Source organism: Limnobaculum eriocheiris, assembly GCF_021010575.1.
In the GTDB taxonomy this organism is placed as follows: Bacteria; Pseudomonadota; Gammaproteobacteria; order Enterobacterales; family Enterobacteriaceae; genus Limnobaculum; species Limnobaculum eriocheiris.
Window position 1 is genome coordinate 30621 of record NZ_JAJNAG010000022.1, and the last position, 24041, is coordinate 54661.

The 24041-nt window shown below is 47.3% G+C and carries 25 protein-coding genes and 1 pseudogene; 14 read left to right on the plus strand and 12 right to left on the minus strand.

Translation table 11 applies throughout. The features are described from left to right. Positions 1-104 precede the first annotated feature (104 nt). Positions 105-1196, minus strand: a complete 1092-nt coding sequence (glpQ, locus tag LPW36_RS10740) for a glycerophosphodiester phosphodiesterase (protein WP_230609657.1) — start codon at positions 1194-1196, stop codon at positions 105-107. Between the two features lie 232 nt (positions 1197-1428). After that, a complete protein-coding gene (gene glpT, locus LPW36_RS10745; RefSeq protein WP_230609658.1) occupies positions 1429-2787 on the minus strand; it encodes a glycerol-3-phosphate transporter in 1359 nt (452 codons plus the stop codon). A gap of 376 nt (positions 2788-3163) precedes the next feature. Here glpT and glpA point away from each other — a divergent pair, with 376 nt between their 5' ends. Genes glpA through glpC form a run of 3 tightly spaced genes read left to right on the plus strand, consistent with a single transcriptional unit; the run spans position 3164 to position 7258 of the window. Beyond that, entirely contained in the window at positions 3164-4807 is a 1644-nt protein-coding gene (gene glpA, locus LPW36_RS10750) for an anaerobic glycerol-3-phosphate dehydrogenase subunit A (RefSeq protein ID WP_420844768.1), read from the plus strand. Beyond that, positions 4797-6059, plus strand: coding sequence for a glycerol-3-phosphate dehydrogenase subunit GlpB (gene glpB / locus LPW36_RS10755; RefSeq protein WP_230609679.1), 1263 nt, complete (start codon positions 4797-4799; stop codon positions 6057-6059). Before glpA ends, glpB begins: the two co-directional genes overlap by 11 nt. Further along, on the plus strand, positions 6056-7258 hold the full coding sequence (glpC, locus tag LPW36_RS10760; protein ID WP_230609659.1) for an anaerobic glycerol-3-phosphate dehydrogenase subunit GlpC: 1203 nt from the start codon (positions 6056-6058) through the stop codon (positions 7256-7258). Before glpB ends, glpC begins: the two co-directional genes overlap by 4 nt. Positions 7259-7483: 225 nt before the next feature. Here glpC and LPW36_RS10765 read toward each other — a convergent pair whose 3' ends face one another. Both LPW36_RS10765 and LPW36_RS10770 read right to left on the minus strand, forming a co-directional pair. Beyond that, a complete protein-coding gene (locus tag LPW36_RS10765) occupies positions 7484-8041 on the minus strand; it encodes a DcrB-related protein (RefSeq protein WP_230609660.1) in 558 nt (185 codons plus the stop codon). 101 nt (positions 8042-8142) lie between these two features. Next, positions 8143-8808, minus strand: coding sequence for a 7-cyano-7-deazaguanine/7-aminomethyl-7-deazaguanine transporter (locus LPW36_RS10770; protein ID WP_230609661.1), 666 nt, complete (start codon positions 8806-8808; stop codon positions 8143-8145). Between the two features lie 378 nt (positions 8809-9186). Between LPW36_RS10770 and tusA the strand changes: the two genes are divergently transcribed. Continuing rightward, positions 9187-9435 carry a sulfurtransferase TusA gene (gene tusA / locus LPW36_RS10775; protein WP_230609662.1) on the plus strand — a complete coding sequence of 83 codons (249 nt, stop codon included), beginning with the start codon at positions 9187-9189 and terminating at the stop codon, positions 9433-9435. 30 nt (positions 9436-9465) lie between these two features. Here the strand turns inward: tusA and LPW36_RS10780 are convergent, their stop codons facing one another. Then, positions 9466-10092: a lysoplasmalogenase gene (locus tag LPW36_RS10780; protein ID WP_230609663.1), complete on the minus strand. Its 627-nt coding sequence runs from the start codon at positions 10090-10092 to the stop codon at positions 9466-9468. Between the two features lie 189 nt (positions 10093-10281). Between LPW36_RS10780 and LPW36_RS10785 the strand changes: the two genes are divergently transcribed. Then, positions 10282-10605 (plus strand): DUF1820 family protein, encoded by a 324-nt coding sequence (locus LPW36_RS10785; protein ID WP_230609664.1) that lies wholly within the window; start codon positions 10282-10284, stop codon positions 10603-10605. Positions 10606-10627: 22 nt separating this feature from the next. On the opposite strand, the gene LPW36_RS10790 is transcribed toward LPW36_RS10785, so the two are convergent. From LPW36_RS10790 to ydeE, 3 genes are all read right to left on the minus strand, one after another. Continuing rightward, complete coding sequence (locus LPW36_RS10790; protein WP_230609665.1) at positions 10628-10906, minus strand: DUF1145 family protein; 279 nt, start codon at positions 10904-10906, stop codon at positions 10628-10630. After that, on the minus strand, positions 10903-11514 hold the full coding sequence (rsmD, locus tag LPW36_RS10795; protein WP_230609666.1) for a 16S rRNA (guanine(966)-N(2))-methyltransferase: 612 nt from the start codon (positions 11512-11514) through the stop codon (positions 10903-10905). The genes LPW36_RS10790 and rsmD overlap by 4 nt, the downstream gene beginning before the upstream one ends. A 124-nt stretch (positions 11515-11638) precedes the next feature. After that, positions 11639-12832 carry an efflux MFS transporter YdeE gene (gene ydeE / locus LPW36_RS10800; protein ID WP_230609667.1) on the minus strand — a complete coding sequence of 398 codons (1194 nt, stop codon included), beginning with the start codon at positions 12830-12832 and terminating at the stop codon, positions 11639-11641. A 180-nt stretch (positions 12833-13012) separates the two neighbouring features. On the opposite strand from ydeE, the gene eamA reads away from it, so the two are divergent. The 8 genes from eamA to LPW36_RS10840 all read left to right on the plus strand — a co-directional run bounded on the left by eamA (position 13013) and on the right by LPW36_RS10840 (position 20758). Then, positions 13013-13912, plus strand: a complete 900-nt coding sequence (gene eamA / locus LPW36_RS10805) for an O-acetylserine/cysteine exporter (protein ID WP_230609668.1) — start codon at positions 13013-13015, stop codon at positions 13910-13912. A 177-nt stretch (positions 13913-14089) separates the two neighbouring features. Beyond that, on the plus strand, positions 14090-15574 hold the full coding sequence (ftsY, locus tag LPW36_RS10810) for a signal recognition particle-docking protein FtsY (protein ID WP_230609669.1): 1485 nt from the start codon (positions 14090-14092) through the stop codon (positions 15572-15574). A 4-nt stretch (positions 15575-15578) separates the two neighbouring features. Further along, the gene (gene ftsE, locus LPW36_RS10815; protein ID WP_230609670.1) at positions 15579-16253 is read left to right on the plus strand and encodes a cell division ATP-binding protein FtsE; all 675 of its coding nucleotides are present in this window, start codon (positions 15579-15581) and stop codon (positions 16251-16253) included. Next, positions 16240-17217: a permease-like cell division protein FtsX gene (gene ftsX / locus LPW36_RS10820; protein WP_230609671.1), complete on the plus strand. Its 978-nt coding sequence runs from the start codon at positions 16240-16242 to the stop codon at positions 17215-17217. Before ftsE ends, ftsX begins: the two co-directional genes overlap by 14 nt. Positions 17218-17459: 242 nt before the next feature. Next, a complete protein-coding gene (gene rpoH / locus LPW36_RS10825; protein ID WP_230609672.1) occupies positions 17460-18317 on the plus strand; it encodes an RNA polymerase sigma factor RpoH in 858 nt (285 codons plus the stop codon). 198 nt (positions 18318-18515) lie between these two features. Further along, positions 18516-18839 (plus strand): thiosulfate sulfurtransferase GlpE, encoded by a 324-nt coding sequence (gene glpE / locus LPW36_RS10830; protein ID WP_230609673.1) that lies wholly within the window; start codon positions 18516-18518, stop codon positions 18837-18839. 268 nt (positions 18840-19107) lie between these two features. Beyond that, complete coding sequence (glpG, locus tag LPW36_RS10835) at positions 19108-19950, plus strand: rhomboid family intramembrane serine protease GlpG (RefSeq protein ID WP_230609674.1); 843 nt, start codon at positions 19108-19110, stop codon at positions 19948-19950. A 46-nt stretch (positions 19951-19996) separates the two neighbouring features. Then, the gene (locus LPW36_RS10840) at positions 19997-20758 is read left to right on the plus strand and encodes a DeoR/GlpR family transcriptional regulator (RefSeq protein ID WP_130593208.1); all 762 of its coding nucleotides are present in this window, start codon (positions 19997-19999) and stop codon (positions 20756-20758) included. Positions 20759-20815: 57 nt separating this feature from the next. Here the strand turns inward: LPW36_RS10840 and LPW36_RS10845 are convergent, their stop codons facing one another. Then, positions 20816-21373, minus strand: coding sequence for a glycine zipper 2TM domain-containing protein (locus LPW36_RS10845; RefSeq protein ID WP_230609675.1), 558 nt, complete (start codon positions 21371-21373; stop codon positions 20816-20818). 242 nt (positions 21374-21615) lie between these two features. Between LPW36_RS10845 and glpD the strand changes: the two genes are divergently transcribed. Next, positions 21616-23121, plus strand: coding sequence for a glycerol-3-phosphate dehydrogenase (gene glpD, locus LPW36_RS10850; protein ID WP_230609676.1), 1506 nt, complete (start codon positions 21616-21618; stop codon positions 23119-23121). A gap of 55 nt (positions 23122-23176) precedes the next feature. Here glpD and nfuA read toward each other — a convergent pair whose 3' ends face one another. The 3 genes and pseudogenes from nfuA to LPW36_RS10865 all read right to left on the minus strand — a co-directional run. Beyond that, positions 23177-23755, minus strand: coding sequence for a Fe-S biogenesis protein NfuA (gene nfuA, locus LPW36_RS10855; protein ID WP_230609677.1), 579 nt, complete (start codon positions 23753-23755; stop codon positions 23177-23179). Positions 23756-23797: 42 nt separating this feature from the next. Beyond that, positions 23798-23914: pseudogene (locus LPW36_RS10860) on the minus strand (hypothetical protein); the annotation flags it as partial. A gap of 16 nt (positions 23915-23930) precedes the next feature. Further along, positions 23931-24041: IS1 family transposase (locus LPW36_RS10865; RefSeq protein ID WP_230607651.1), on the minus strand; the 111-nt coding region annotated here is incomplete at its 5' end.

Consider the following 24041-nt stretch of genomic DNA (forward strand, 5'->3'; position numbering starts at 1 on the left):
AACATGACGTATTCAATTGCGACCAGCACAAGTGCTGGTCGGGTTGTTTTATGGCTAAAGCCATAAAACAGGGCATGGTTCAAAGGAACGATGCCCCACGGTAATTACTTATGCAGCCCCTCTTTTTGCAGGAACTGTACCGCCATATCAGGGAAGTCGGTGAATAAGCCTTCTACTTTTGCCTGGTTGTACATCACATCCAGCAACTGATTCATGTTGGTGGCATATTTCGGTAAGGCATCGGTACGCAGGGTGTAAGGGTGAATCACCATACCGCTGTCATGGGCCTCTTTTGCCATGGTAGATAGCTTCACATGTTCAGGTTTGGAGGCTTCTACATCCAGCAGCATCGGATACTGTGGACCAATACCATCGGCATATTTAGCAATTTCTTGCATGCCGCCAGGTTTGAACATCCAGTCATAGCTGTAATTAACCAGTTTACCTTCGGCATTCGGTTCAAAGGTCTCTTCCCAGTCGGTGAAAGCGATAAGCTGAACCAGTTTCAGGTCAAGGCCAGCTTTTGGCATTAATTCGGTCTTAATGCGCTTAAGTTCGTTGAAGTCAAAACATTGCAGATAAACATTGTCACTCTTTTGGCTGTAACCGTACTTTTTCAGCACTTCCAGGGTTTTCACCGAGATATCTTTACCTTCGCTGCGGTGGAACCATGGCGCTTTAATTTCCGGATAGATACCAATATTTTTGCCGGTTGAGTGATTCAGACCCTGAATAAACTCAATTTCTTCTTCAAAGGTATGAATACGAAAGTCTGATTTGCCCATCGGGAAGCGGCCCGGATAAGACTGCACTTTTTTGCCGTCTTTAATGTCAAACCCTTCGGTGAATTTTAATGATTTGATTTCGTCCAGAGTAAAGTCAATGGCGTAATAGCGGCCATCTTTACGTGCCCGGTCAGGGAAGCGTTCGGCGACATCGGTTACCCGGTCCAGATAGTGATCGTGCAGCACCACCAGACGGTCATCTTTGGTCATCACCAGATCTTGTTCAAGAAAGTCAGCCCCTTGCTGATAGGCCATGGCTTTGGAAGGGAGGGTATGTTCCGGCAGATAACCGCTGGCTCCGCGGTGAGCAATCACAATTTTGTCATTTTTGGTAGTGGCAGCATCAGCGACAGAAGCCATAGACATGCTGAGTACTATACCCGTGAGTAACGTTTTAAAACCTATATTCATAAGTTTCCTTCTCCATATTTTAGTGTAGGTAATAACGTTCGCAGAGGGGAAACGGTCTGGAAACCTCACTGCGGGCGCGGTGCGTTTTTCAGAGTGTGTCTTATCTTTCTTATTGTGTATCAGTTGAATAACTGAGGCGATGATACCCGCGGTACGTGACATTCCTGTGACTACCGCGGGTACTATTTTGAATTGTCGACGATTAGCCTCGTCGACATGGTTTAACTAATGATTACTCTGCTGCTTGTTTAGCCTGCATTTCAGCTTTATGTTTGTTTTCGCTGATCATGGTTAATATCAGCAGCACAACAGCCAGGCAGCTACCGCCGATCATCACCATAAAGCCACCGTCCCAACCAAAGAAGTCAACGGTATAGCCAACAATGGCGCTGGCGGCAACTGAACCACCCAGATAACCAAACAGACCGGTAAAGCCCGCAGCGGTACCTGCGGCTTTCTTTGGTGCTAATTCCAGAGCATGCAGGCCGATTAACATTACCGGACCATAAATCAGGAAGCCGATAACCGTCATACAAGCCATATCGATGCCTGGGTTGCCCGGAGGATTCATCCAGTAAACCACGGTGGCGATAGTCACCAGAACCATGAAGAATACGCCGGTAGCGCCACGGTTGCCTTTGAATACCTTATCTGACATCCAGCCGCACAGTAAGGTGCCCGGAATACCCGCATACTCATAGAAGAAGTAAGCCCAGGATGATTTATCCAGCGCAAAGTGTTTCACTTCTTTCAGGTAAGTTGGTGACCAGTCCAGAATGCCGTAACGCAGTAAATAAACGAAAACGTTAGCAATGGCGATATACCACAGCAGCTTGTTAGGGAACACATACTGCATGAAAATCTCTTTGGCAGTCAGTTCTTCTTCTGCTTCGTGAGAATAGTCAGGTGGGTAGTCATTTTTGTACTCTTCGATCGGTGGTAAACCACAGGATTGAGGGGTATCACGCATCAGGGCAAAAGCAATAATCGCAATCACAATTGCTGCCATGGCTGGCATATAGAATGCGGCTTTCCAGTCGTTAAACCATGCCATACCTAACAGGAATAACAGCGGAGGAATACCACCACCAACGTTATGTGCACAGTTCCAGATTGAAACGATACCGCCACGCTCTTTTTGTGACCACCAGTGAACCATGGTACGACCACATGGAGGCCAACCCATACCCTGGAACCAACCACAGATAAACAGTAAAACGAACATGATCATGATGCTGGAGGTTGCCCATGGCACAAAGCCCATGAGCAACATTACCAGCGAAGCCAGTATTAAACCGGCGGGTAAGAATATGCGTGGGTTTGAACGGTCAGAAACGGAACCCATGATAAATTTGGAGAATCCGTAAGCAATAGAAATACCGGAAAGCGCGAAGCCCAGATCTCCACGACTAAAGCCTTGCTCAACTAAATAGGGCATAGCCAGAGCAAAGTTTTTACGTACTAAATAGTAGGCCGCATAGCCAAAGAAAATTCCCATAAAGATCTGCCACCGCAATTTGCGGTAGGTCGGATCTATCTGATCCTTTGGTAAGCGCGCAGTATGTTGCGCGGGTTTAAACATACTTAACATAGTGCCTCCACTGGCGATGATTCATCTCTGTAATGGTCGTATGAGTATTGTTATTAAGGTGAGTCATGGTTTATATGCTCGCATCATTTTCTTTATCGCTCACTATATTATTCATTTATTATCAAATAGTATGTGACACAACGCGAATTATATGACTGTTGTATTATTCGGCGTGGAATGTATCATTTTTTTAACACAACTTGTGTTTATTTTATGGGTTTGTTGTGATTGCTATCACATAAATGTTCTTTTGTGAGCGTTTTTGTTTTTATTTATGTTCGAATTTGCTCCTTATCAAACAATTCTGCTTAAGAATATGCGTAAATAGCAGTATGAGAATTTCTTTATATAAGCAATACAGGACCGGGAGTAATTAATGATGAGCGGTTTTTCCCCAGCAGAGATGGATGTCATCATTATTGGTGGTGGCGCAACGGGAGCGGGTATTGCTCGCGACTGCGCTCGTCGTGGATTGCGCACCATTTTGCTGGAGCGTCATGATATTGCCACCGGTGCAACAGGGCGTAATCATGGCTTATTGCATAGCGGAGCCCGATATGCGGTAACGGATGCCGAATCGGCCCGCGAATGTATTGAAGAGAACATGATCTTAAAGCGCATTGCCCGCCACTGCGTAGAACCAACGGATGGTCTGTTTTTAACCCTGCCGGAAGACGATATCGCGTTTCAGTCTACCTTTATTGGAGCCTGCCAACGGGCAGGAATTGACGCTCAGGCGCTGGACCCAAAGGAAGCGCTGAGGCTGGAGCCTTCCGCTAACCCAACTATGTTGGGCGCGGTACGGGTACCGGATGGTACTGTTGATCCTTTTCGCTTAACCGCCGCTAATATGCTGGATGCGCGGGAGCACGGCGCACAGGTTTTGACTTACCATGAAGTGATTGGCCTGATTCGCCATAACGATCGGGTAACCGGCGTGAAAGTATTTGATCACTACCAAAAAGAGACCAAAGATATTTATGCGTCAATTGTGGTGAATGCCGGTGGTATCTGGGGGCAACATATTGCGGAATATGCCGATCTACGCGTGCGTATGCTTCCGGCGAAAGGCGCGCTGTTAATTATGGGGCACCGTATTAATAATATGGTGATCAATCGCTGCCGTAAGCCTGCCGATGCCGATATTCTGGTGCCGGGAGATACCATCTCGTTAATTGGTACCACTTCAACCCGTATTCCTTACGACCAGATAGATAACATGATTGTCACGCCTGAAGAGGTGGACGTTCTGATTCGTGAAGGAACCAAACTCTCCCCCAGAATGGCACAAACGCGCATTTTACGCGCGTATGCTGGTGTTCGCCCGCTGGTTGCCAGTGATGATGACCCTTCAGGCCGTAATGTAAGCCGCGGTATTGTTCTGCTGGATCACGCGGTGCGCGACGGTCTGGAAGGTTTTATTACCATTACCGGCGGTAAGCTGATGACCTATCGTCTGATGGCAGAATGGGCAACGGATAAGGTCTGTGAAAAGCTGGGCCATAGCGCCAAATGTACCACTGCTGAAGAGGCGCTGCCGGGTTCACGTAATTCGGCTGAAGAGACGTTGCGCAAAGTTATCTCTCTGCCTTCAACCATTCGGGGTTCTGCGGTTTATCGCCACGGGGACAGGGCCACTCAGCTCATCACCAATGGTCGTCTGGATAATAGTCTGGTGTGTGAATGTGAAGCGGTGACGGCGGGAGAGGTGCGTTATGCTGTTGATTCCCTCACGGTAAACAATCTGATTGACCTGCGTCGCCGTACTCGAGTGGGAATGGGTACCTGCCAGGGAGAGCTGTGCGCCTGCCGGGCTGCTGGTTTGTTGAACCGGTTTAAAGTCTCTTCTCCACAACAGTCGTTGACGCAATTATCGACTTTCCTGAATGAACGGTGGAAAGGCGTCAGACCTATTGCATGGGGAGATGCGCTGCGGGAAAGCGAATTTACCAACTGGGTTTATATGGGGCTGTGTGGTTTAGATGCTCCGTCCGGGGTGGAGAAAAATGATGAAATTTGATGTGGCAATTATTGGTGGCGGTCTGGCCGGATTAACTTGTGGTATCCGGCTGGCGGAACAGGGCAAACGCTGTGCGATTATCAGTGCCGGGCAGAGTGCGCTGCATTTCTCCTCGGGCTCTCTGGATTTTCTTAGCTATCGGGAAGATGGTTCGCCAATAAACCATCCGTTGGCCGAACTGGCCGCGTTATCACCGGAGCACCCTTATTCTCTGCTGGGAACAGAATGTGTCAGCCGAATGGCAGCAGAAGCCCGACGTTTGCTGACAGATTGTGGTTTACAGTTTTATGGCGATATCGAACAAAATCACCAGCGCATTACGCCATTAGGCACGTTACGGGCGACCTGGTTAAGCCCAACAGAAGTACCGGTTGCTGAACTGGAACAGCCTTTGCCGTGGAAGAAGATTGCCATAGTGGGTATTGAAGGCTTTCTGGATTTTCAACCTCAGCTGGCGGCAGGCTCTCTGAGCGCTAAAGGCATTGAGGTTATTACTGATTATCTGCACGTTCCGGCACTGGATCGTTTACGTAACAACCCCAGTGAGTTCCGGGCGATTAATATTGCCAGAGTGCTGGATTTGCCGGAAAACACTGAGTTACTGGCAGATGAGTTGATTCGTTTATCAAGTGATGTGGAAGCATTTATCCTGCCAGCCTGTATTGGCCTGGAAAATCCGGATGCGGTATCTCTGTTGCGCCAGAGAGTTGGCAAACCGGTGATGCTGGTACCAACACTGCCGCCTTCGCTATTAGGCATGCGTATGCATATGGCATTACGCCGCCGTTTCCAGCAACTGGGCGGTCAGTTTATGCCGGGCGATGCGGTGTTACGTGCCGAAACTGAAGGACAAAGCGTGACGCGTATTTATACCCGTAACCATACGGATATTCCGGTGGTTGCCCGACAGGTGGTATTAGCCAGCGGTAGTTTCTTTAGCAATGGCTTAATTGCTGAGTTTGATCGTATTTATGAACCGGTATTTGGTCTGGATGTTCATGATGCAGCCCGACGAGCTGACTGGACGCAGGAAAGCATGTTTTCTGCTCAACCCTATTTACGTTTTGGGGTTAAAACCGATAGCCAACTGCGCGGCACGGTGGCGGGACAGCCATTAAATAATCTCTATATTATCGGTGCGGTATTGGGGGGCTATGACCCAATATCACAAGGCTGTGGCGCAGGCGTTTCGCTGGTGACGGCACAATATGCCGCAGAACAGATCCTTGCCCTGTCGGAGGTGGCAGCATGAGCCTGACAACAGATAACAGTTTTGAAAACTGTATTAAATGTACCGCCTGTACTACTTATTGTCCGGTAGCAAAAGTTAACCCTAACTATCCTGGCCCAAAACAGGCCGGGCCGGACGGTGAGCGTTTACGCTTAAAAGATCCCTCACTGTTTGATGAAGCTTTGAAATACTGTACTAACTGTAAACGCTGCGAAGTTGCCTGTCCGTCAGATGTGAAGATTGGCGATATTATCCAGCGTGCGCGGATTAACTACAGTAAACCTAAGTTCAAGCTGCGTGATGCTATCCTCAGCAATACGGATTTAATGGGAACCCTTTCCACCCCGTTTGCACCCATTGTCAATGCGACTGTGGGTTTGAAACCGGTTAAGCAACTGTTGGATAGCGCACTTAAAATTGACCACCGCCGTCAGTTACCGAAGTACTCTTTTGGTACTTTCCGTCACTGGTATCGTAAGCAGGCGGCAGAACAGCAGAAGTTTGCTGAACAGATTGCATTTTTCCACGGCTGTTTCGTTAATTACAACCATCCGCAACTGGGGAAAGATCTGGTGCGGGTGTTTAATGCCATGGGCATTGGTGTGCAGTTGCTGAAAAGAGAGAAATGCTGTGGCGTTCCGCTGATTGCCAATGGATTTATCGATCAGGCTAAAAAGCAGGCTAAGGTGAATGCCGAGTCGTTAGTTGATGCGGTGATCGGTAAAGGTATTCCTGTGGTAGCCACCTCGTCCACCTGTGCGTTTACCCTGCGGGATGAGTATCCGCATTTGCTGGGAGTTGATACTTCACCGGTGCGTGAACAGGTTGAACTGGCGACGCGTTATCTCTATCGTCTGTTGTCTGAAGGGCGGGAGCTTAAGCTGAAGCATACTCCGATACGTATTGCTTACCATACACCATGCCATATGGAGAAAATGGGATGGACGGCATACACCCTGGCGCTGTTGGAGCGTATTCCAGGCGTTGAGTTAATCGTGTTGGAATCTCAGTGTTGCGGAATTGCCGGGACTTATGGCTTCAAAAAAGAGAACTATGAGACATCGCAAGGGATCGGTGCATCACTATTCCGTCAGATTGAGGAGAGCGGCGTTGATTTTGTGGTGTCAGATTGTGAAACCTGTAAATGGCAAATTGAAATGTCCACCAGTAAGAAGTGTGAACACCCGATAACTCTGTTGGCTCAGGCATTAGCTGAATAAACGATGAATATAATCTGATTGAGTGCAGAGGGTCTACCGACCGTTATCGGTACCGATATAAGCACAGTGTTTTTACGGTTGGAATATTCGCAGGCGCTGATTTATTAGGTTTGTCGCAGTCATAACATTATAGTGATATTAGATAACGGGACATTGTAGGGATGGCGTTGTTATCAGGGGCAGCCGATGGGTTGCCCCTTTTTTATTGTGCTGAAACGGCAATAATTATGGTTTGATTTTCAGTGAGCTGATGAACTGATTAATCGCTTTCTCAGCATCTTCCTGCTGTTCAATTGGATAGGTCAACTGCATGGTCAGCAGTTGCTTATCGACCTGGCCCAGCAGTGTGGAGGAGTAGTTTTTCTTACCATCAATGCGAATCGCGGTATCAAGACGCTGAAGCTTTTGGCCATCGGCGGTGACTTCTTCTTTTTTAACCACAACCAGCTCGGCATCACGCATTTTTTGCTGTGCTTCCATGCGGGTAACCAGATTTTCCAGCGTGTCGTCCGGCATTGAACTGCTGATAACAATCAGCATTTTTTGCGCTGCATTATCGGCATACACTGCCATATTGGTCGCCTGAGAACCGCTCTTACCGCTCTGATCCTGTAGGCCATCCGGAACGGTGAAATTGACCTTTCCACCTAATACGCTGGTTTCACCGGATTGCTCTGCTGAAGTACCACTTCCGGTTGCTGCCGGTTGGTCTTTACTGCCGTCACAAGCCATGAGGCTGGCGGCAAACAAACAGACTCCTACAATTTTGACTAACTTTTGCATGGTACTTCCTTAACATTGATAAGCAAATGCTTTCGCGGATTCAGTTTACAGGACATAAAAATATCATTTCTGCCGCTTTTCTGCCAAATTTTATCCCGCACTTAACCGTGCTGAAGCCGTTGTGGGGAATTTATCTGAACCAGTCGTTTCAGTAGCACATTTAATAAAATGCCATACATAGGCAGGAAGAACAGGGCACAGATAATCAGCTTAAAGGCGTAATCCACCAGCGCAATTTCCACCCAGTTTTCGGCCATAAACGCGTTACTGCTTTTATAAAACGCAATTGAGAAAAAGGCGATGGTATCACTCAGGTTACCGAAAACCGCAGAGACGCTGGGCGCGACCCACCAGGTTTTTAACTGACGCAGGCGATTAAATACGTAGATATCCAGAATTTGTCCTAGCACGTAAGCCATAAAGCTGGCGATGGCTATTCTGGCAACTACCATATTAAAGTTGTAAATCGCTTGATAGCCTTGCCATGTACCGTCATAAAACAGGGTCGATAGCAGATAGGAGATGGCCAGCGCCGGTATCATGACCACCAGGATTATTTTGCGTGCTAATGGCGCGCCAAACACCCGAACGGTGAGGTCGGTGGTCAGAAAGATAAATGGAAAGGTAAATGCGCCCCAGGTGGTATGAAAACCGAAAATATTGATCGGTAACTGAACCAGATAATTGCTGGAGGCAATAATCAGAATATGGAAGAACGATAGCCAGAACAGCGCTTTTAGCCGCTGCTGCGGAGAAAAATCAAACATGATATTAGCCTTTTTAAATGAGTATCAACACTCTGTTGGGGTGAGGGAACCCAACCTATGCATTAAATGAAATCGTGAATAAATTATACGCGGTTTATTGCGAGGTGGAGATGATACTCAGTTGAAGAGGGAATGCAATGGTTGTTTTAGGGGTAAGGATAGTGATGAACCGGCGGTCGTGGGTATTTCGGCTGTAAAATCACTATTGAACGGGCAGGTTGTCGCTGCTGCCCGTCTTGCCAAAATTTTAAGGTGCCATAACCCATAAGATTTATCTCCCTACGTAATAGATTTTTACTCAGTGGATTTGCACTGGCAGCTTATCGTATTAAACTAGCCGGGTTATTGGATGTATTGATAAAGTGACTTGAGAACTTAATGACTGATTTATTTGCCAATCCGGATAAAACCCTTGATGCGTTAGGGCTGCGTTGTCCTGAACCTGTGATGATGGTGCGTAAAGCCGTTCGTCATATGGATGCCGGTCAAACGCTGTTGATCGTTGCTGACGATCCGGCGACTACTCGCGATATTCCCGGTTTTTGTCGATTTATGGATCATGAACTGTTGGAATCTTCTACTGATGGACTGCCGTACCGTTATCTGATTCGTAAAGGTAACGAGTAGCTTTTCTGCCACTTTGCTCGCCAGGGGTAATCAAATATGCAGGGCGCGTACCACCATAAAATGTCCCAGAAAATAGCCAACGGCAATAACGGCATTAGCCGCCTGAAAAGGTGTGCGATAGCGGTTGATTAGCCAAATAGTCGTGGCTATCAGCAGTAACAGGCTGCCGATAAGCTGACTAAAACTCATATCATTAGTTTGGGTGAGGTAGCCTTCGATCGATGTCCAAACCATCAGCAGGGTGATAAACAGATAGGTCACCGCTGGCCAGCGCATATCCTCCAGCCTATTCCAGAGTAATAAACCCATTGCCATTCCAACCACCAGTAACATGACGATCGGCGGCCAGTAAAAGCTGGGGGTCAATGGGTTAATAAAATAGAGGGTATACAGCAGGCGGGAGATAAACAGTGCTCCTATGGCGTAGAGCATTTTATCTTTTTGAATCATTTGAAGAATATCAGAGAGCAGGCTGGCCAGTAGGCCAAACAGAATCAGATAGCTGAGCGTGGTTATTTCTGGCGCCTGCCATGCCCAGAGTAGCATCAACAACATAGTGACGGGTTTGAACACCCAACGTTGCCATACGGGACCACGGTAAGCGGCGTCAATATAGATCCAGCCGGAGAAGATCACTGCTAAAAATGGCCAACTCATCGCTTATCCTTCGATTATTTTTTGCCAGAATGCATTGGTCGCATTCTTTATGAGGTTATGTTAGCGTTCTGATTCGAACGTGATTGAAAAGAAAATAGCCATTTTTTATTGTAGTCGATAAACGTTACCTCACGATCGTTAAGGCACCTTTTAGCGCGCACAGTGATTGTCCGGGAGATAAATGAGTCTATGAATAACCATGAGCAGCCGTTGTATCGGATCCAGTTTATGAATAACGGTAAAAATTATCAGATTTATGTTCGTGAACTAAATCAAAGTGTGATTTTTGGGTTTATTGAGGTTGGTGATTTTGTTTTTGACAGCCAGAGTTCGCTGTTGGTTGACCCTAGCGAAGAGAAGTTAAAAACTGAATTCAGCGGTGTGGCCCGTAGCTATATTCCAATGCACGCGGTGATCCGCATCGACTCGGTACTCACTCAGGGAAGTGCGCGCATTTCTGAGTTGGGTAATAACGTAATGACTTTTCCCTACTTCCCTGACCGAAAAAGCTGAGGGTGATGTATGGCAGTAGAAACTATTTCTTGCTGTTCTTCTGTTGCCAGGCCAGCAATTCAAATACGCCAAAGACGAAAATAGTGAACTCCTGCCAGCCCTTGAGTTTTGGACCATCTTTAGGCAGCGTAGATTTTAACATTATCAGCTGTAACCCATGCATAAAGAACATAAATACCATAGCCACATGCATAAAGTATTTTAGCGGGCTGGGGAAAGGCTGAAACAGGTTTAACAGTAAGATCCCCCATACCCCCAGCATAAGCAGGCGGCCCAGATGGATAAAGAGTTGTTTAATCATTCTTCATTTCCTGCGGTTTCATTGAAGGATGGAGAGCGACGAATATATAGCCGATAGGCCACCTGTCCGGCGGTTTTTTCACGATGCAAATGCCAGTTAGTTGGGGTATCGCTCACCGCGTGCTCAGTTTCAGCCTCTACATAAATCCAGGCTTCGTCCGCCAGCCAGCCCTGCTGCTCCAGTAACATAAAGGTTTCAGCCAGTAAATTCTGGCGAAAGGGCGGATCGAGAAATACCACATCAAAGGGTGTACCCGCCTGAGCCAGCCACTGAAGGGCATTGGTGTGGATCACCTGACCTTTATCGGAACTTAGCCGTTGCAGGTTTTGCTGTAACTGTTGGGCAATCGATTTTTCTGACTCCAGCAGTACCGTTTTTCCTGCATAGCGAGAGAGCGCCTCAAACCCTAATGCGCCGCTGCCGGCAAAACAGTCGAGGCACCGTGCTTCATTCAGTACCGGAGCCAGCCAGTTAAACAGCGTTTCCCGAACCCGATCGGTAGTGGGGCGTAACCCAGGGCTATCAGGCACAGGCAGTTTTCTACCTCGCCATTGGCCTCCGATGATTCGTATCTGTCCAGTTTTTTGCGGCTGTGGTTTCTTACTCATACGCTCTGCTATTGGCTGACGGTGACGGATTATTCTGCGGCCATTATAGCGATAGCCTGTGATATTTAGAAATGCACATTATTTTCGCCCGTTCTACGCAGGTTGATGGATATCCGAGAGTTTGTTATGCACGACTCCCCGGTTTAACCTGCATTCCACGCAGCATAGCCAACCAGGCCAGTACGATTCCTGCAATCAGAATAATAAACAGTGACCAGTGTGCCAGAGTGGTGAGAATGACGCCGGTTGCCAGTGGATTGGCAGCCGCCCCCAGCCAGGCCAGTGATTGGGCAGAAAAATAGCTGGCTTTCATACCCGGTGGGGCGATGTTGTCGACTAACATATATTCGCCGGGGGCATAAATAAGTTCCCCAAAGGTAAAAATCGCTGCCGCAAGCCCCCAGAAGAACAGATTGTTACCCGCATACATAAAGCCCAACAGGCCAAGAACAAAGCAGAGAGTTCCTATGGTCATTAAAGGGCGAATGTTAGATTCGGATAGTCGGCGGCCAATGATATATTGCAGGGTGACCACGACGATGGCATTTACCGGCAAAACAACGGCCACCACTTTTTCGGCAAAATCACCGTCGGCGACCACCAGAACATATTGAGAAATGCAGGCGGCGAAGGAGCGGCTGACAAATGCTGCCAGTATGCCGGAAAGAGTAAACCAGAGTAGCGCTCTGTCGCGTAATAATACGGAAGGAGACCAGGCAATGCTGCTCTCTGAGCTTATATCAATACGAACTCGTTCAACATAGCGTTGGATAAAGACCAGTGGAAACGCTGCACAACAAGCCGCCAGCCAGAATGGCATATTGATGCTGTACATCACTAACAGCGTGCCTAATGGCGGGCCAACGGCCCAGCCGATATTCAGAAAGGTATAGTTGAGTGAAAAGATTTTGGCTTTTTCACCGGGGCCAAGCACATCGGCAAAATAAGCTTTCAGGACGGTAGAAAAAACCGAGTAGGCACAGTTAATAAGCGCAAAGTAAAAGACCACCAGTTCGACTTTATCCACCAGCGGAATGGCAATAAAGCTACCGATAAATGCCAGAATAGACCACAGCATGTAGTTCTTTTTATCGAACTTATCGGCCAGAATGCCAAAGCCAAGGCTGAATACTACGCCAACAGATAGCGCAATGGTCATTGCCAGACCGATTTCATCAACCGGCATGGCGAAACGCCGTGTCAGATAGATGGTCATAAAGGGTAACGTAGCGCCACGACCAATGGTTAGCAGCAGTGATGATGCCAGTAAGGCAATGGTCGATCGCGTAGTGGTTGAGAATAATTTTCTGCCGGGCATATCGCTAATTATCTGTTTTATTAGTGAGTCAGAGATATCACGCTGTGACAAAGTTGTATAGCAGGTTACATATCATACTGTGCTTTTTACTTCCCACATTGATGAATGACCTTTCCCACCAGTGACTTTTTGGTTAACGTGGTTTCTTTTATCTAAATAGAATAGTGCATGGGGAAGGGTATGACACGCAAAGATGGACTGCTGGCGCTGTTGGTTGTGGTGGTGTGGGGGTTTAACTTTGTGGTGATTAAAATGGGTCTCCACAATATGCCCCCGCTCTTGCTGGCAGGGTTACGTTTTATGCTGGTGGCCTTTCCTGCGCTGCTATTTGTTGCGCGTCCAAAGATACCGTTTCGGTTGCTGCTGGGCTATGGGCTGGCTATCAGCTTTGGCCAGTTTGCCTTTCTGTTTAGCGCCATCAAGTTTGGTATGCCTGCCGGTCTGGCATCACTGGTGCTGCAATCCCAGGCATTTTTTACCATTATCATTGCCGCTTCCGTATTTAATGAACGTTTACAGGCTAAACAGTTTGCCGGCATTGCCTTAGCAATCGTGGGTGTGCTGGTATTGGTGGAAGCAAGCCTCAATGGTCAGGATGTGACTATGTTAGGTTTTATGTTAACGCTGGCTGCTGCTTTCTGCTGGGCCAGCGGCAATATTTTTAATAAATTGATTATGCAACATGAAGCACGACCGGCAGTGATGTCGCTGGTAGTGTGGAGTGCACTGATCCCGATTATTCCTTTCTTGCTGGCATCGGCTTTGTTTGAAGGTTCGCAGTTGATGCTACAGAGCCTGATTGAGATTGATACCATCACCATTTTATCGCTGGTTTATCTGGCATTTGTGGCGACCATTATTGGTTATGGTATTTGGGGGGCTTTGCTTGGGCGTTACGAAACCTGGCGAATTGCTCCACTCTCCCTTTTGGTGCCGGTGGTAGGCATGGCAAGTTCCACATTGCTGCTGGGGGAAACGCTAACGCTATTACAACTTCTGGGCGCATTGTTAATTATGGCGGGGCTGTATATTAATGTTTTTGGGTTGCGCGTTTGGCGAAGAAAATTGATTAAAGGATAAAATTGAGCCATTACCGGGTAGCCCGGCGTGATTTTGTCTGATGGAATGTTAAAATGCACCGCTATTGCAACAGCGGGTAAATCGGATAGTGAATTGATATCTATCGTTACCTGATGAGTGTTAAACTTAATTGAATTGTAGCGTGCGTGATACTAGGGTGGAGGTTGTTTTTACAACATGGCAAAAGATAAAAAGCGCGGTTTATTTTCCTGGTTAGGCTTTAATCGTCAGGACGAAGAGTCTAAGCAAGATGATGAATTACAACAAGATACAGAACAGCGCGGTCCGCAAGAACCGGATGCCGCTAGCCCGTCTGATGATTCATTCACCACCATTGATAAAATCGATGAACTGAAACAGGCGCCACCTTCAGAGGTGACGCCGGATCTGAATCTGTCGCAAACCGCAGAATCTGATGCAACACCACCGGTTTATGATAGTGCGCTGACTCCGCTTGTGGAGCCGCAGGAAGAGGAATTTCAGATCGCCGGTGAGTCTGCCAGTGAAGAACCATTCACCGCAACGGATGATGAAGTAGAGCAAGCGCTGACTGCAAATGCCGTCGAAGCGTTTGAAGATACCGACGTTGTCGATGAACCTGAACTTTCCCATGCTGAACTGGATGAGGAAATTGAACGGGCGTTACTGGCTGAATCCGATCGAATCGATGCTGAAGATCCGGAACAAATTCTGGAACAGTTAGAAGAAGAACAGCTTCAACAAGAGCAGGAAAGGCCAACCAAAGAGGGCTTTTTCGCCCGTCTGAAACGCAGTTTGTTAAAAACCAAACAAAATCTGGGTTCCGGCTTTATCAGCCTGTTCCGCGGTAAGCGTATTGATGATGAGCTGTTTGAAGAGTTGGAGGAACAGCTGCTGATTGCCGATGTGGGTGTTACCACCACCAGTAAAATTATTCAGTCTCTCACTGAACACGCCAGCCGTCGCGATCTGAAAGATGCCGAAGCGTTGTACGGTAAGCTGAAAGAAGAAATGGCCGATATTCTGAAAAACGTTGAGCAGCCGCTGGACGTTACGGCCCATAAACCATTTGTGATTTTGATGGTGGGCGTGAATGGCGTCGGAAAAACCACCACCATTGGTAAACTGGCTCGTCAGTTCCAGGATCAGGGTAAATCCGTGATGTTGGCCGCCGGTGATACTTTCCGTGCTGCCGCCGTTGAGCAATTGCAGGTATGGGGTACTCGCAATAAGATCCCGGTAGTGGCACAGCATACCGGAGCAGATTCCGCATCGGTGATTTTTGACGCCATTCAGGCGGCACAATCCCGGGGTATTGATGTGTTGATCGCCGATACCGCAGGTCGTTTGCAAAATAAATCTCACCTGATGGAAGAGTTGAAAAAAATTGTGCGGGTGATGAAAAAACTGGATGAAAATGCCCCTCACGAAATTATGCTGACCATTGATGCCAGTACCGGTCAGAATGCCATCAGCCAGACAAAAATGTTTGATGAAGCCATTGGTCTAACCGGTATCACTCTGACCAAGCTGGATGGAACGGCGAAAGGTGGGGTGATTTTCTCTGTGGCTGACCAGTTTGGAATTCCTATTCGCTATATCGGCGTAGGGGAAGGTATTGAAGATTTACGGCCTTTCCAGGCCAACGATTTTATAGAGGCGCTTTTCGCCCGAGAGGACTGAAACGATGATTCGTTTTGAGCAAGTCAGTAAAGCCTATTTAGGCGGACAACAGGCGTTACAGGGAGTGAACTTCCATCTGCAGCAGGCTGAAATGGCTTTTTTAACCGGTCATTCCGGCGCAGGAAAGAGTACGCTACTCAAACTGATTTGTGGTATTGAACGCCCAAGCGCAGGGAACATCTGGTTTTCGGGTCATGACGTCAGTCGATTAAAATCCTCGGAAGTACCCTTCTTACGGCGCCAGATTGGTATGATCTTTCAGGATCATAACTTGCTGGCGGATCGCACGGTGTACGATAACGTTGCGCTTCCGTTGATTATCAGTGGCAGCAGCCCGGAAGAGATCCGCCGTCGTGCTTCTGCTGCGCTGGATAAAGTCGGTTTGTTAGATAAGGCTAAGTGTTTCCCGATACAACTTTCCGGCGGTGAACAGCAGCGCGTTGGTATTGCTCGTGCGGTGGTGAATAAACCTGCCGTACTGTTGGCCGATGAACCAACGGGAAATCTGGACGATGAATTATCGGCGGGTATCCTGCGCCTGTTTGAAGAATTTAATCGTGCAGGTGTGACAGTCTTGATGGCAACTCACGATACCGGACTGATTTCCAGCCGCTCCTATCGGATATTAACGCTGAGTCATGGGCGTCTGAGTGGAGGAGATAGCTATGCGGGGGAGTAAAACATCGGTTAAAAAAGCTAAACCAGCGGCTAAGGCCCCAACTCGCAGTACCGGAGGATGGCGTGAACAGAGGCGTTATGCCTGGACTAATACCCTGGTTGATATGCTGCGCCAGCCGTTAGCGACTTTTATGACGGTGATGGTGATTGCCATTTCACTTACGTTACCGAGCCTGTGCTATCTGGTGTGGAAGAACGTAAATTACGCGGCATCACAATGGTATCCAACACCGCAAATTACAGTGTATCTGGATAAAAAACTGAATGATAAAGCCGCCGATGAGGTTAGTACCCAAATTAAGGGGCTGGATGGCGTTGAAAGCATTAACTATGTGTCGCGGGACAATGCTCTGAGTGAATTCCGTGAGTGGTCCGGATTTGGTTCGGCGCTGGATATGCTGAGTGATAATCCGTTACCGGCACTGGTTATCGTCTCTCCAAAAGCGGATTTTCTTGGCTCTGAAGCATTAGTTAAGCTGCGGGACAACATCGGCCAGATTCAGGGTGTTTCCGAGGTGAAAACGGACGATAGCTGGTTCTCTCGCTTATCTGCTCTGACGCATTTGGTGGGAAATATATCCGGAACCATTGCCATATTGATGATCGTAGCGGTGTTTCTGGTGATTGGTAATAGCGTGCGACTCAATATTTTCAGCCGACGGGATACCATCAGCATCATGAAATTGATTGGCGCCACCGACGGATTTATTCTGCGGCCCTTTTTGAATGGTGGAATGCTACTGGGATTATTTGGCGCGGTGCTTTCGCTGATTATGTCGCAGGCACTGGTTTGGTCGTTGGATGCTTCAGTGGCAGAAACGGCAAAAGTTTTTGGAACACTCTTCTCAATCAATGGATTAAGTTGGGATGAAAGCCTGTTATTACTGGTGATCGCCGCCATGATTGGTTGGATTGCCGCCTGGTTGGCAACGGTAAGACATTTACGCCAATTTACACCAAGGTAGTGAATTTTTGGTATACTAAGGGACGTTTGGTTCATTAATTGAACACCTTGAAGGCACTGCATTTGGTTTTGTGTTATCAACCATAGCGTCAAAGATTTATCCTTTGGTGGTGAACTTATGACTGAGATATTAGTCTAATTACCGGTTAAGCAATTGGTTGACCTTTATGCATCGATTGGATAGATCGTTAACGGTGCAGTTCAAAAGTACCAATATATTAGTTTCTCTATGAGAGGGTTTGAATGACTAAAGAAATGCAAACTTTGGCCCTGGTTCCCCAAGGTAGTCTGGAGGCCTATATCAGGGCTGCCAATACCTATCCGATGTTAACAGCGGATGAAGAGCGTGAACTGGCTGAACGGCTGCATTACGACGGCGATCTGGCAGCTGCTAAAAAGCTGATTCTGTCCCATTTACGTTTCGTTGTTCACGTCGCTCGTAACTATTCAGGCTATGGCTTACCTCAGGCTGATTTAATTCAGGAAGGGAACATTGGTCTGATGAAAGCGGTTCGCCGTTTTAATCCGGAAGTGGGTGTCCGTCTGGTTTCTTTTGCGGTCCACTGGATTAAGGCTGAAATTCACGAATACGTTCTGCGTAACTGGCGTATTGTGAAGGTCGCAACCACTAAAGCGCAGCGTAAGCTGTTCTTTAACCTGCGTAAGTCTAAACAGCGCTTAGGCTGGTTTAATCAGGATGAAGTAGAACTGGTTGCCCGTGAGTTAGGGGTTTCAAGTAAAGATGTGCTTGAAATGGAATCCCGCATGGCGGCTCAGGATATGGCTTTTGATATCTCTCCTGATGATGAAAATGAAAACAGCGTAGTTGCACCGGCCATGTTCCTGGAAGATAAAACGTCAGATTTTGCTGAAAGCATTGAAGACGAAAACTGGGATAATGACGCCGCAGATAAACTGACTATGGCTCTGGACGGTTTAGATGAGCGCAGCCAGCATATTATCCGCGCCCGTTGGCTCAACAATGATGAGACCAAGGCAACCTTGCAGGAACTGGCGGATCGTTATGGTGTTTCTGCCGAGCGTGTGCGTCAGCTTGAAAAGAACGCGATGAAAAAGCTTCGTGTGGCAATTGAGGCCTGATTAGGGCGATAGCAAATTGAAAAAGGTGGCTAAATGAAGCCACCTTTTTTATTGGTATCGTTCTCTGCTTACGTTTAATTGGCATTATTGAGCTGAATCCGGGAGAGAAAAATTATAAATTTTTGTCAGGGAAAGAGTAACGATAATCAAAAAAACTCGTTATAATAGTTGAGTGTTTTACTATGGTATGGCGAGATTATGGAACAGTTCAGTATTATCAGTGTAAGTGATGCCTTTTTACGCTTACAGCAGGGTGAAGCGGCGCTGGTCGATATTCGTGATGCGCAAAGTTTTCACTCAGGCCATGCTCCGGAAGCTATTCATCTGACGGATGCCAGCCTGAATCGCTTTATGCAGGAAACTGAATTTAGCCATCCGATTTTTGTTATGTGCTATCACGGCATTAGCAGCCGTGGTGCGGCACAGTATCTGGTTCATCAGGGCTTTGAACAGGTTTACAGTATTGAAGGTGGTTTTGAGTCCTGGGCTCGTCACTATCCACAACAGGTAGTCGCTTCCTGATTTTGCAGACAGGCTACAATCCCGGTAGCCTGTTGCCAGACTCCTTTTCGTTCCTGCGTTATACTCTCTTCTTCTGTCGGTGAAATTCCCGGCGTTATTATTGGTCAAAGCGCCAGCCTGTTAATATATCCCCTGATGATGTAGGGAATCTTGTGGTAAATTATGCATACACAAGCGTTAACCTATCGCCTCTGGCTCTGTTTATTATGGCAATGGATATTGATACGCTAAATTTTATCTAATCTGGTTAATGATAGAGTGAGTCTGGATGGTTCGACTAATAGTTCTTTCTAATCTCCGTATGGCGCAGGCTTTTGTTGATTATATGGCTACGCTAAATGTGACTATCGAGATTCACTATCAACAGCAGCAAATAGAGCTATGGCTGGCTGATGAGTCATCAGAGCAAGTGGCCCGTCAGGAGCTGGAAAAATTTATTCATAATCCAAACGATCCGCGCTATCTGGCGGCCAGCTGGCAATCAGGGCGATCTGATGCCAATATTACTTATCGCCGCACGGATACGCTGGCAACCTTGCGAAATCAGGCGGGGCCATTAACCCTTTCCGTTATTGCCGTTTGCGTTATTGTTTATATATTGATGCAACTGTTTGGCGACAACGCATTAATGGAGATACTTGCCTATCCGGCTGACAGCAGCCAATATATTCAGATATGGCGCTGGGTAACCCATGCGTTTCTGCACTTTTCTCTGACGCATATTCTATTCAATCTGGTGTGGTGGTGGTATCTGGGTGGTCCACTGGAAAAGCGGCTGGGAACCGGAAAACTGTTAGAAATTACGCTGTTGTCCGCTATCCTTTCTGGCTACGGACAGGCAGTATTCAGCGGTCATCTGTTTGGTGGTTTATCCGGTGTGGTTTATGCCCTGATGGGATACTGCTGGCTGTCAGGTGAGCGGGCACCGGAAAGGGGTATTTTTTTACAGCGTTCGCTGATGATATTTGCTGTTGTGTGGTTAGTTGCAGGCTATTTTGATGCGTTTAGCATGGTGGGTATATCAGTGGCCAATGCGGCTCATTTGGGTGGGTTAGTCGTTGGTCTGGCTTTAGCATGGTGGGATACCCGATCTTCTAAAAGATCTAAATAAACAATAACAAAGGGCGCGAAGGATATACCGCGTATAGGGTCTAGAAGTGAAACAAACTCAACGACATGAGTCTATTATCGATTTAGTGCGCAAGCATGGTTATGTCAGTACTGAAGAGCTGGTAGAACATTTTGGTGTAAGCCCGCAGACCATTCGTCGCGATCTGAACGAGCTGGCGGATCAAAATAAAATCCAGCGTCATCATGGCGGTGCTGCACTGCCTTCAAGTTCGGCAGTCAATGCCGCTTATCACGATCGTAAAGTGATGTGGCTGGAAGAGAAGGCCCGTATCGCTGAACGCGTTGCCAGCCATATTCCCGATGGCGCTACACTGTTTATTGATATTGGCACCACGCCGGAAGCCGTAGCGCACGCTTTACTAAACCATAAGAACTTACGGGTAGTCACCAATAACCTGAACGTGGCGACTCTGTTAACCAGTAAGCCTGATTTTCGATTGATTCTGGCTGGAGGTGAAGTTCGTTCTCGTGATGGCGGAATTATTGGTGAAGCCACGTTAGATTTTATCTCTCAGTTCCGTCTGGATTATGGCATTTTAGGTATCAGCGGTATTGATATGGACGGCAGCCTGCTGGAGTTTGACTATCATGAAGTCCGCACCAAACGGGCGATTATTGAAAATTCCCGCAGCGTGATGCTGGTAACCGATCACTCCAAATTTGGCCGTAATGCGATGGTTAACCTGGGTAATATGGGGCTGATTGATTATCTGTTTACCGATGAAGAGCCGCCTGCCAGCGTCATGAACATTATTAAACAGTATGATGTAAAGCTGGAACTGTGCTGAGTAAACATTGATAACTCAACAGGCCGTTGTATTATGCGGCCTGTTGAAGTTATAGCCTTACTTAGGTTGAGTGGTTGGTGCAGCAACTATGAGTTGGCCTTTATCATCTAAAGGGATTTGCTTTTCCGGTTGGTGGTCCATACGAATATTCCCTGTTTTATCGCCTATTTTGTAAGCAACGTCGTAGCCAAGAATCTCCTCTGAACTGTCCTGTACCGTCTTACAGCGCTTTTCTGTAGTGGTATAGGTATCACTATTTTGTAAATGCCCCTGAACTTCATGACCGGTATAGCCACCGGCAGCTGCACCGGCAATGGTAGCCAGCTGTTTACCGTGGCCTCCACCAAACTGATGGCCAAGCACCCCTCCGGCAACTGCCCCTAAAATTGAACCGGCAATCTGATGCTGATCTTTGACCGGTTCTTTATGGATTACGGCGACGTCCTGGCACTCTTTACGGGGTGTTTTAATGGTTTCTTTAACCGGGGTGACGGAAACGACCTCAGCATATTTTGGCTGAGTAGAAAACAGACTGATACCATCGGAAGCAATGGCAGTAATACCCAGTGCGATCGTGATACCAAAGCCAATACCGATCAACATAGATTTGTTCATAGTTCCTCCTGAAACGATGCATATCGTTATTGCGGATATTGTTAATTATATCGTAGTTAATCATGTCGCAGTTAATCATATCAGTTCGAATTAACCTTTATATTATTGTGGAGACAATGTTACTAAGATCATGTGTTAATGTTTTTATTTGGTTAATCACTAGCTAGTTTGTTTGTTTTCATCTACAATAATGCTCGAATTCGAACATAAAAAGCTCTTTCGAGCATGCTGAGGTAGATAAAATGGAAACCAAAGATTTAATTGTTATCGGTGGAGGGATCAATGGTGCTGGTATTGCTGCGGATGCTGCCGGACGTGGGCTTTCTGTTTTACTACTGGAAGCTAAAGATCTTGCCTGTGCCACATCGTCCGCCAGTTCCAAACTGATCCATGGTGGATTGCGCTATCTGGAACACTATGAATTTCGTCTGGTCAGTGAAGCGCTGGCTGAACGAGAAGTATTGTTACGTCTGGCACCACACATTGCTTTTCCTCTGCGTTTCCGTTTGCCACATCAGCCACATTTGCGTCCGGCATGGATGATTCGCGCAGGGCTGTTTCTTTACGATCATTTAGGCAAGCGCACCAGTTTACCCGCCAGTAATGGCCTGAAATTTGGTCCTGATTCGGTATTAAAATCCGATTTGACCCGTGGTTTTGAATATTCGGATTGCTGGGTGGACGATGCGCGTTTAGTGGTATCAAACGCTCTGGAAGTTGTTGAACGCGGTGGCGATGTTCGCACCCAAACCAAAGTGACTCGTGCGTGGCGTGAAGAGGGAATCTGGGTGGTTGAAGCCCGGGACGAGATCAGCGGCGAAGTGCTGACCTGGCGTGCAAAAGGTTTGGTTAATGCAACCGGCCCGTGGGTCAAACAATTCTATGATGATGGTCTGCAACTTAAGTCTCCACGAGGTATCCGCCTGATTAAGGGTAGTCATATTGTGGTACCGAAGGTTCACTCTGAACCACAGGCCTATATTCTGCAAAATGAAGATAACCGTATTGTGTTTGTTATCCCATGGCTGGGTGAGTTCTCGATTATTGGCACTACCGATGTGGAGTATCATGGCGATCCTTTGGATGTAAAAATTGATGATCATGAAGTGAATTACCTGCTTAAGGTATACAACGATCACTTTAAAAAGCCGTTAGCGAAAGATGACATTGTCTGGACCTATTCGGGAGTACGTCCACTGTGCGACGACGAGTCTGACTCTCCACAGGCAGTAACCCGTGACTATACGCTGGAAGTAGCAGATGATGCGGGTAAAGCACCATTACTGTCGGTTTTTGGCGGTAAGTTAACCACCTACCGTAAGCTGGCTGAACACGCGATGGAAAAACTGGTTAACTACTATCCTGGTATTGGTCCGGCCTGGACCAAAAACAGCGTATTGCCTGGTGGCGGTATGGGAACCGATCGTAATCGTTATGCCGAAGCATTACGCCGTAAATATAACTGGTTACCGGATAGTTTAGCCATTCGCTATGCCCAGACTTATGGTTCGCGCAGCGAGCTGATTCTGGAAAATAAAGCCAGCCTGACGGATTTAGGTGAAGACTTTGGTCATGGCCTGTATGAAGCGGAACTGGAGTATCTGGTTGCTAAAGAATGGGTACATAATCTGGATGATGCCATCTGGCGCCGTACCAAAATGGGGATGTGGCTGGATGAAAGCCAAAAGCAACGGGTCGCCGCATGGTTGGTGGATGTTGCAGGCAGAAAGCAGCAGTACGCGGAATAGTTCTATTTTCTGCATGAATCAAAAAGGGGCCATCGGCCCCTTTAATTCTTAACGATTATTTATAATAAGAATGCTCGCCACTCTCATGCTCGGTCTGGTCTTTCACCCCTTTCAATTCAGGGAAGCGCTGAAGCAATTCTTTTTCAATCCCTTCTTTCAGCGTGTAATCCACCATTGAGCAGCCGTTACAGCCGCCGCCGAATTGCAGAATCGCATAGCCTTCATCGGTAATTTCCATCAGGGAAACGCGTCCGCCGTGGCCTGCTAACTGAGGGTTGATTTGTGATTGCAGCATATATTCAACGCGTTCAATCAACGGCGCATCGTCATCAACTTTACGCATTTTAGCGTTTGGCGCTTTCAACGTAAGTTGTGCACCCAGTTGGTCAGTAACAAAATCAATCACTGCATCTTCCAGGAAGGGCGCGCTAATTTCATCAATATAGGCAGAGAACTCGTTAAATTTAAGCTCAGTGTCATTCGCTTCTACCGCGTCCGGCGGACAATAAGATACGCCACACTCAGCGGTAGGAGTACCAGGGTTAATCACGAAAACACGGATCTGCGTGCCTTCTTCCTGATTAGCCAGTAATTTTTTAAAGTGGGATTGTGCCGAATCAGTAATTGTAATCATGACATACTCAGTAGTTGACCTTTCTTGTCGGATATAATACGCCTATTTACCCTCACTCTTCAAGGTTCGACATAAACACCAAATCTGCACTGAAGCGGCACCATGATGTAATAACAAATGGGTGATTTCTGCCACCGTATTGCCGGTGGTAACAATGTCGGGTCGTGACGCAGATTTAGTGGTAATGATTGATCGTCAGATACCATCCGATGATCTTATCGTGCATTTCTTCTGACTTTGAGAAGCAGATAGTCTTGCGGGTCAACCGTTTAAGATGGGTTCGCAA

Bases quoted from the DNA above. Each gene is read 5' to 3' on its own strand.
- ftsY (WP_230609669.1), top strand. From the start codon at position 14,090: ATGGCAAAAGATAAAAAGCGCGGTTTATTTTCCTGGTTAGGCTTTAAT.
- glpT (WP_230609658.1), bottom strand. From the start codon at position 2,787: ATGTTAAGTATGTTTAAACCCGCGCAACATACTGCGCGCTTACCAAAG.
- rsmD (WP_230609666.1), bottom strand. From the start codon at position 11,514: ATGAGTAAGAAACCACAGCCGCAAAAAACTGGACAGATACGAATCATC.
- tusA (WP_230609662.1), top strand. From the start codon at position 9,187: ATGACTGATTTATTTGCCAATCCGGATAAAACCCTTGATGCGTTAGGG.
- glpQ (WP_230609657.1), bottom strand. From the start codon at position 1,196: ATGAATATAGGTTTTAAAACGTTACTCACGGGTATAGTACTCAGCATG.
- LPW36_RS10770 (WP_230609661.1), bottom strand. From the start codon at position 8,808: ATGTTTGATTTTTCTCCGCAGCAGCGGCTAAAAGCGCTGTTCTGGCTA.
- rpoH (WP_230609672.1), top strand. From the start codon at position 17,460: ATGACTAAAGAAATGCAAACTTTGGCCCTGGTTCCCCAAGGTAGTCTG.
- LPW36_RS10765 (WP_230609660.1), bottom strand. From the start codon at position 8,041: ATGCAAAAGTTAGTCAAAATTGTAGGAGTCTGTTTGTTTGCCGCCAGC.
- LPW36_RS10790 (WP_230609665.1), bottom strand. From the start codon at position 10,906: ATGATTAAACAACTCTTTATCCATCTGGGCCGCCTGCTTATGCTGGGG.
- LPW36_RS10785 (WP_230609664.1), top strand. From the start codon at position 10,282: ATGAATAACCATGAGCAGCCGTTGTATCGGATCCAGTTTATGAATAAC.
- glpG (WP_230609674.1), top strand. From the start codon at position 19,108: ATGGTTCGACTAATAGTTCTTTCTAATCTCCGTATGGCGCAGGCTTTT.
- glpD (WP_230609676.1), top strand. From the start codon at position 21,616: ATGGAAACCAAAGATTTAATTGTTATCGGTGGAGGGATCAATGGTGCT.
- glpB (WP_230609679.1), top strand. From the start codon at position 4,797: ATGAAATTTGATGTGGCAATTATTGGTGGCGGTCTGGCCGGATTAACT.
- nfuA (WP_230609677.1), bottom strand. From the start codon at position 23,755: ATGATTACAATTACTGATTCGGCACAATCCCACTTTAAAAAATTACTG.
- glpA (WP_420844768.1), top strand. From the start codon at position 3,164: ATGATGAGCGGTTTTTCCCCAGCAGAGATGGATGTCATCATTATTGGT.
- ydeE (WP_230609667.1), bottom strand. From the start codon at position 12,832: ATGCCCGGCAGAAAATTATTCTCAACCACTACGCGATCGACCATTGCC.
- LPW36_RS10780 (WP_230609663.1), bottom strand. From the start codon at position 10,092: ATGAGTTGGCCATTTTTAGCAGTGATCTTCTCCGGCTGGATCTATATT.
- LPW36_RS10845 (WP_230609675.1), bottom strand. From the start codon at position 21,373: ATGAACAAATCTATGTTGATCGGTATTGGCTTTGGTATCACGATCGCA.
- glpE (WP_230609673.1), top strand. From the start codon at position 18,516: ATGGAACAGTTCAGTATTATCAGTGTAAGTGATGCCTTTTTACGCTTA.
- ftsE (WP_230609670.1), top strand. From the start codon at position 15,579: ATGATTCGTTTTGAGCAAGTCAGTAAAGCCTATTTAGGCGGACAACAG.
- glpC (WP_230609659.1), top strand. From the start codon at position 6,056: ATGAGCCTGACAACAGATAACAGTTTTGAAAACTGTATTAAATGTACC.
- eamA (WP_230609668.1), top strand. From the start codon at position 13,013: ATGACACGCAAAGATGGACTGCTGGCGCTGTTGGTTGTGGTGGTGTGG.
- ftsX (WP_230609671.1), top strand. From the start codon at position 16,240: ATGCGGGGGAGTAAAACATCGGTTAAAAAAGCTAAACCAGCGGCTAAG.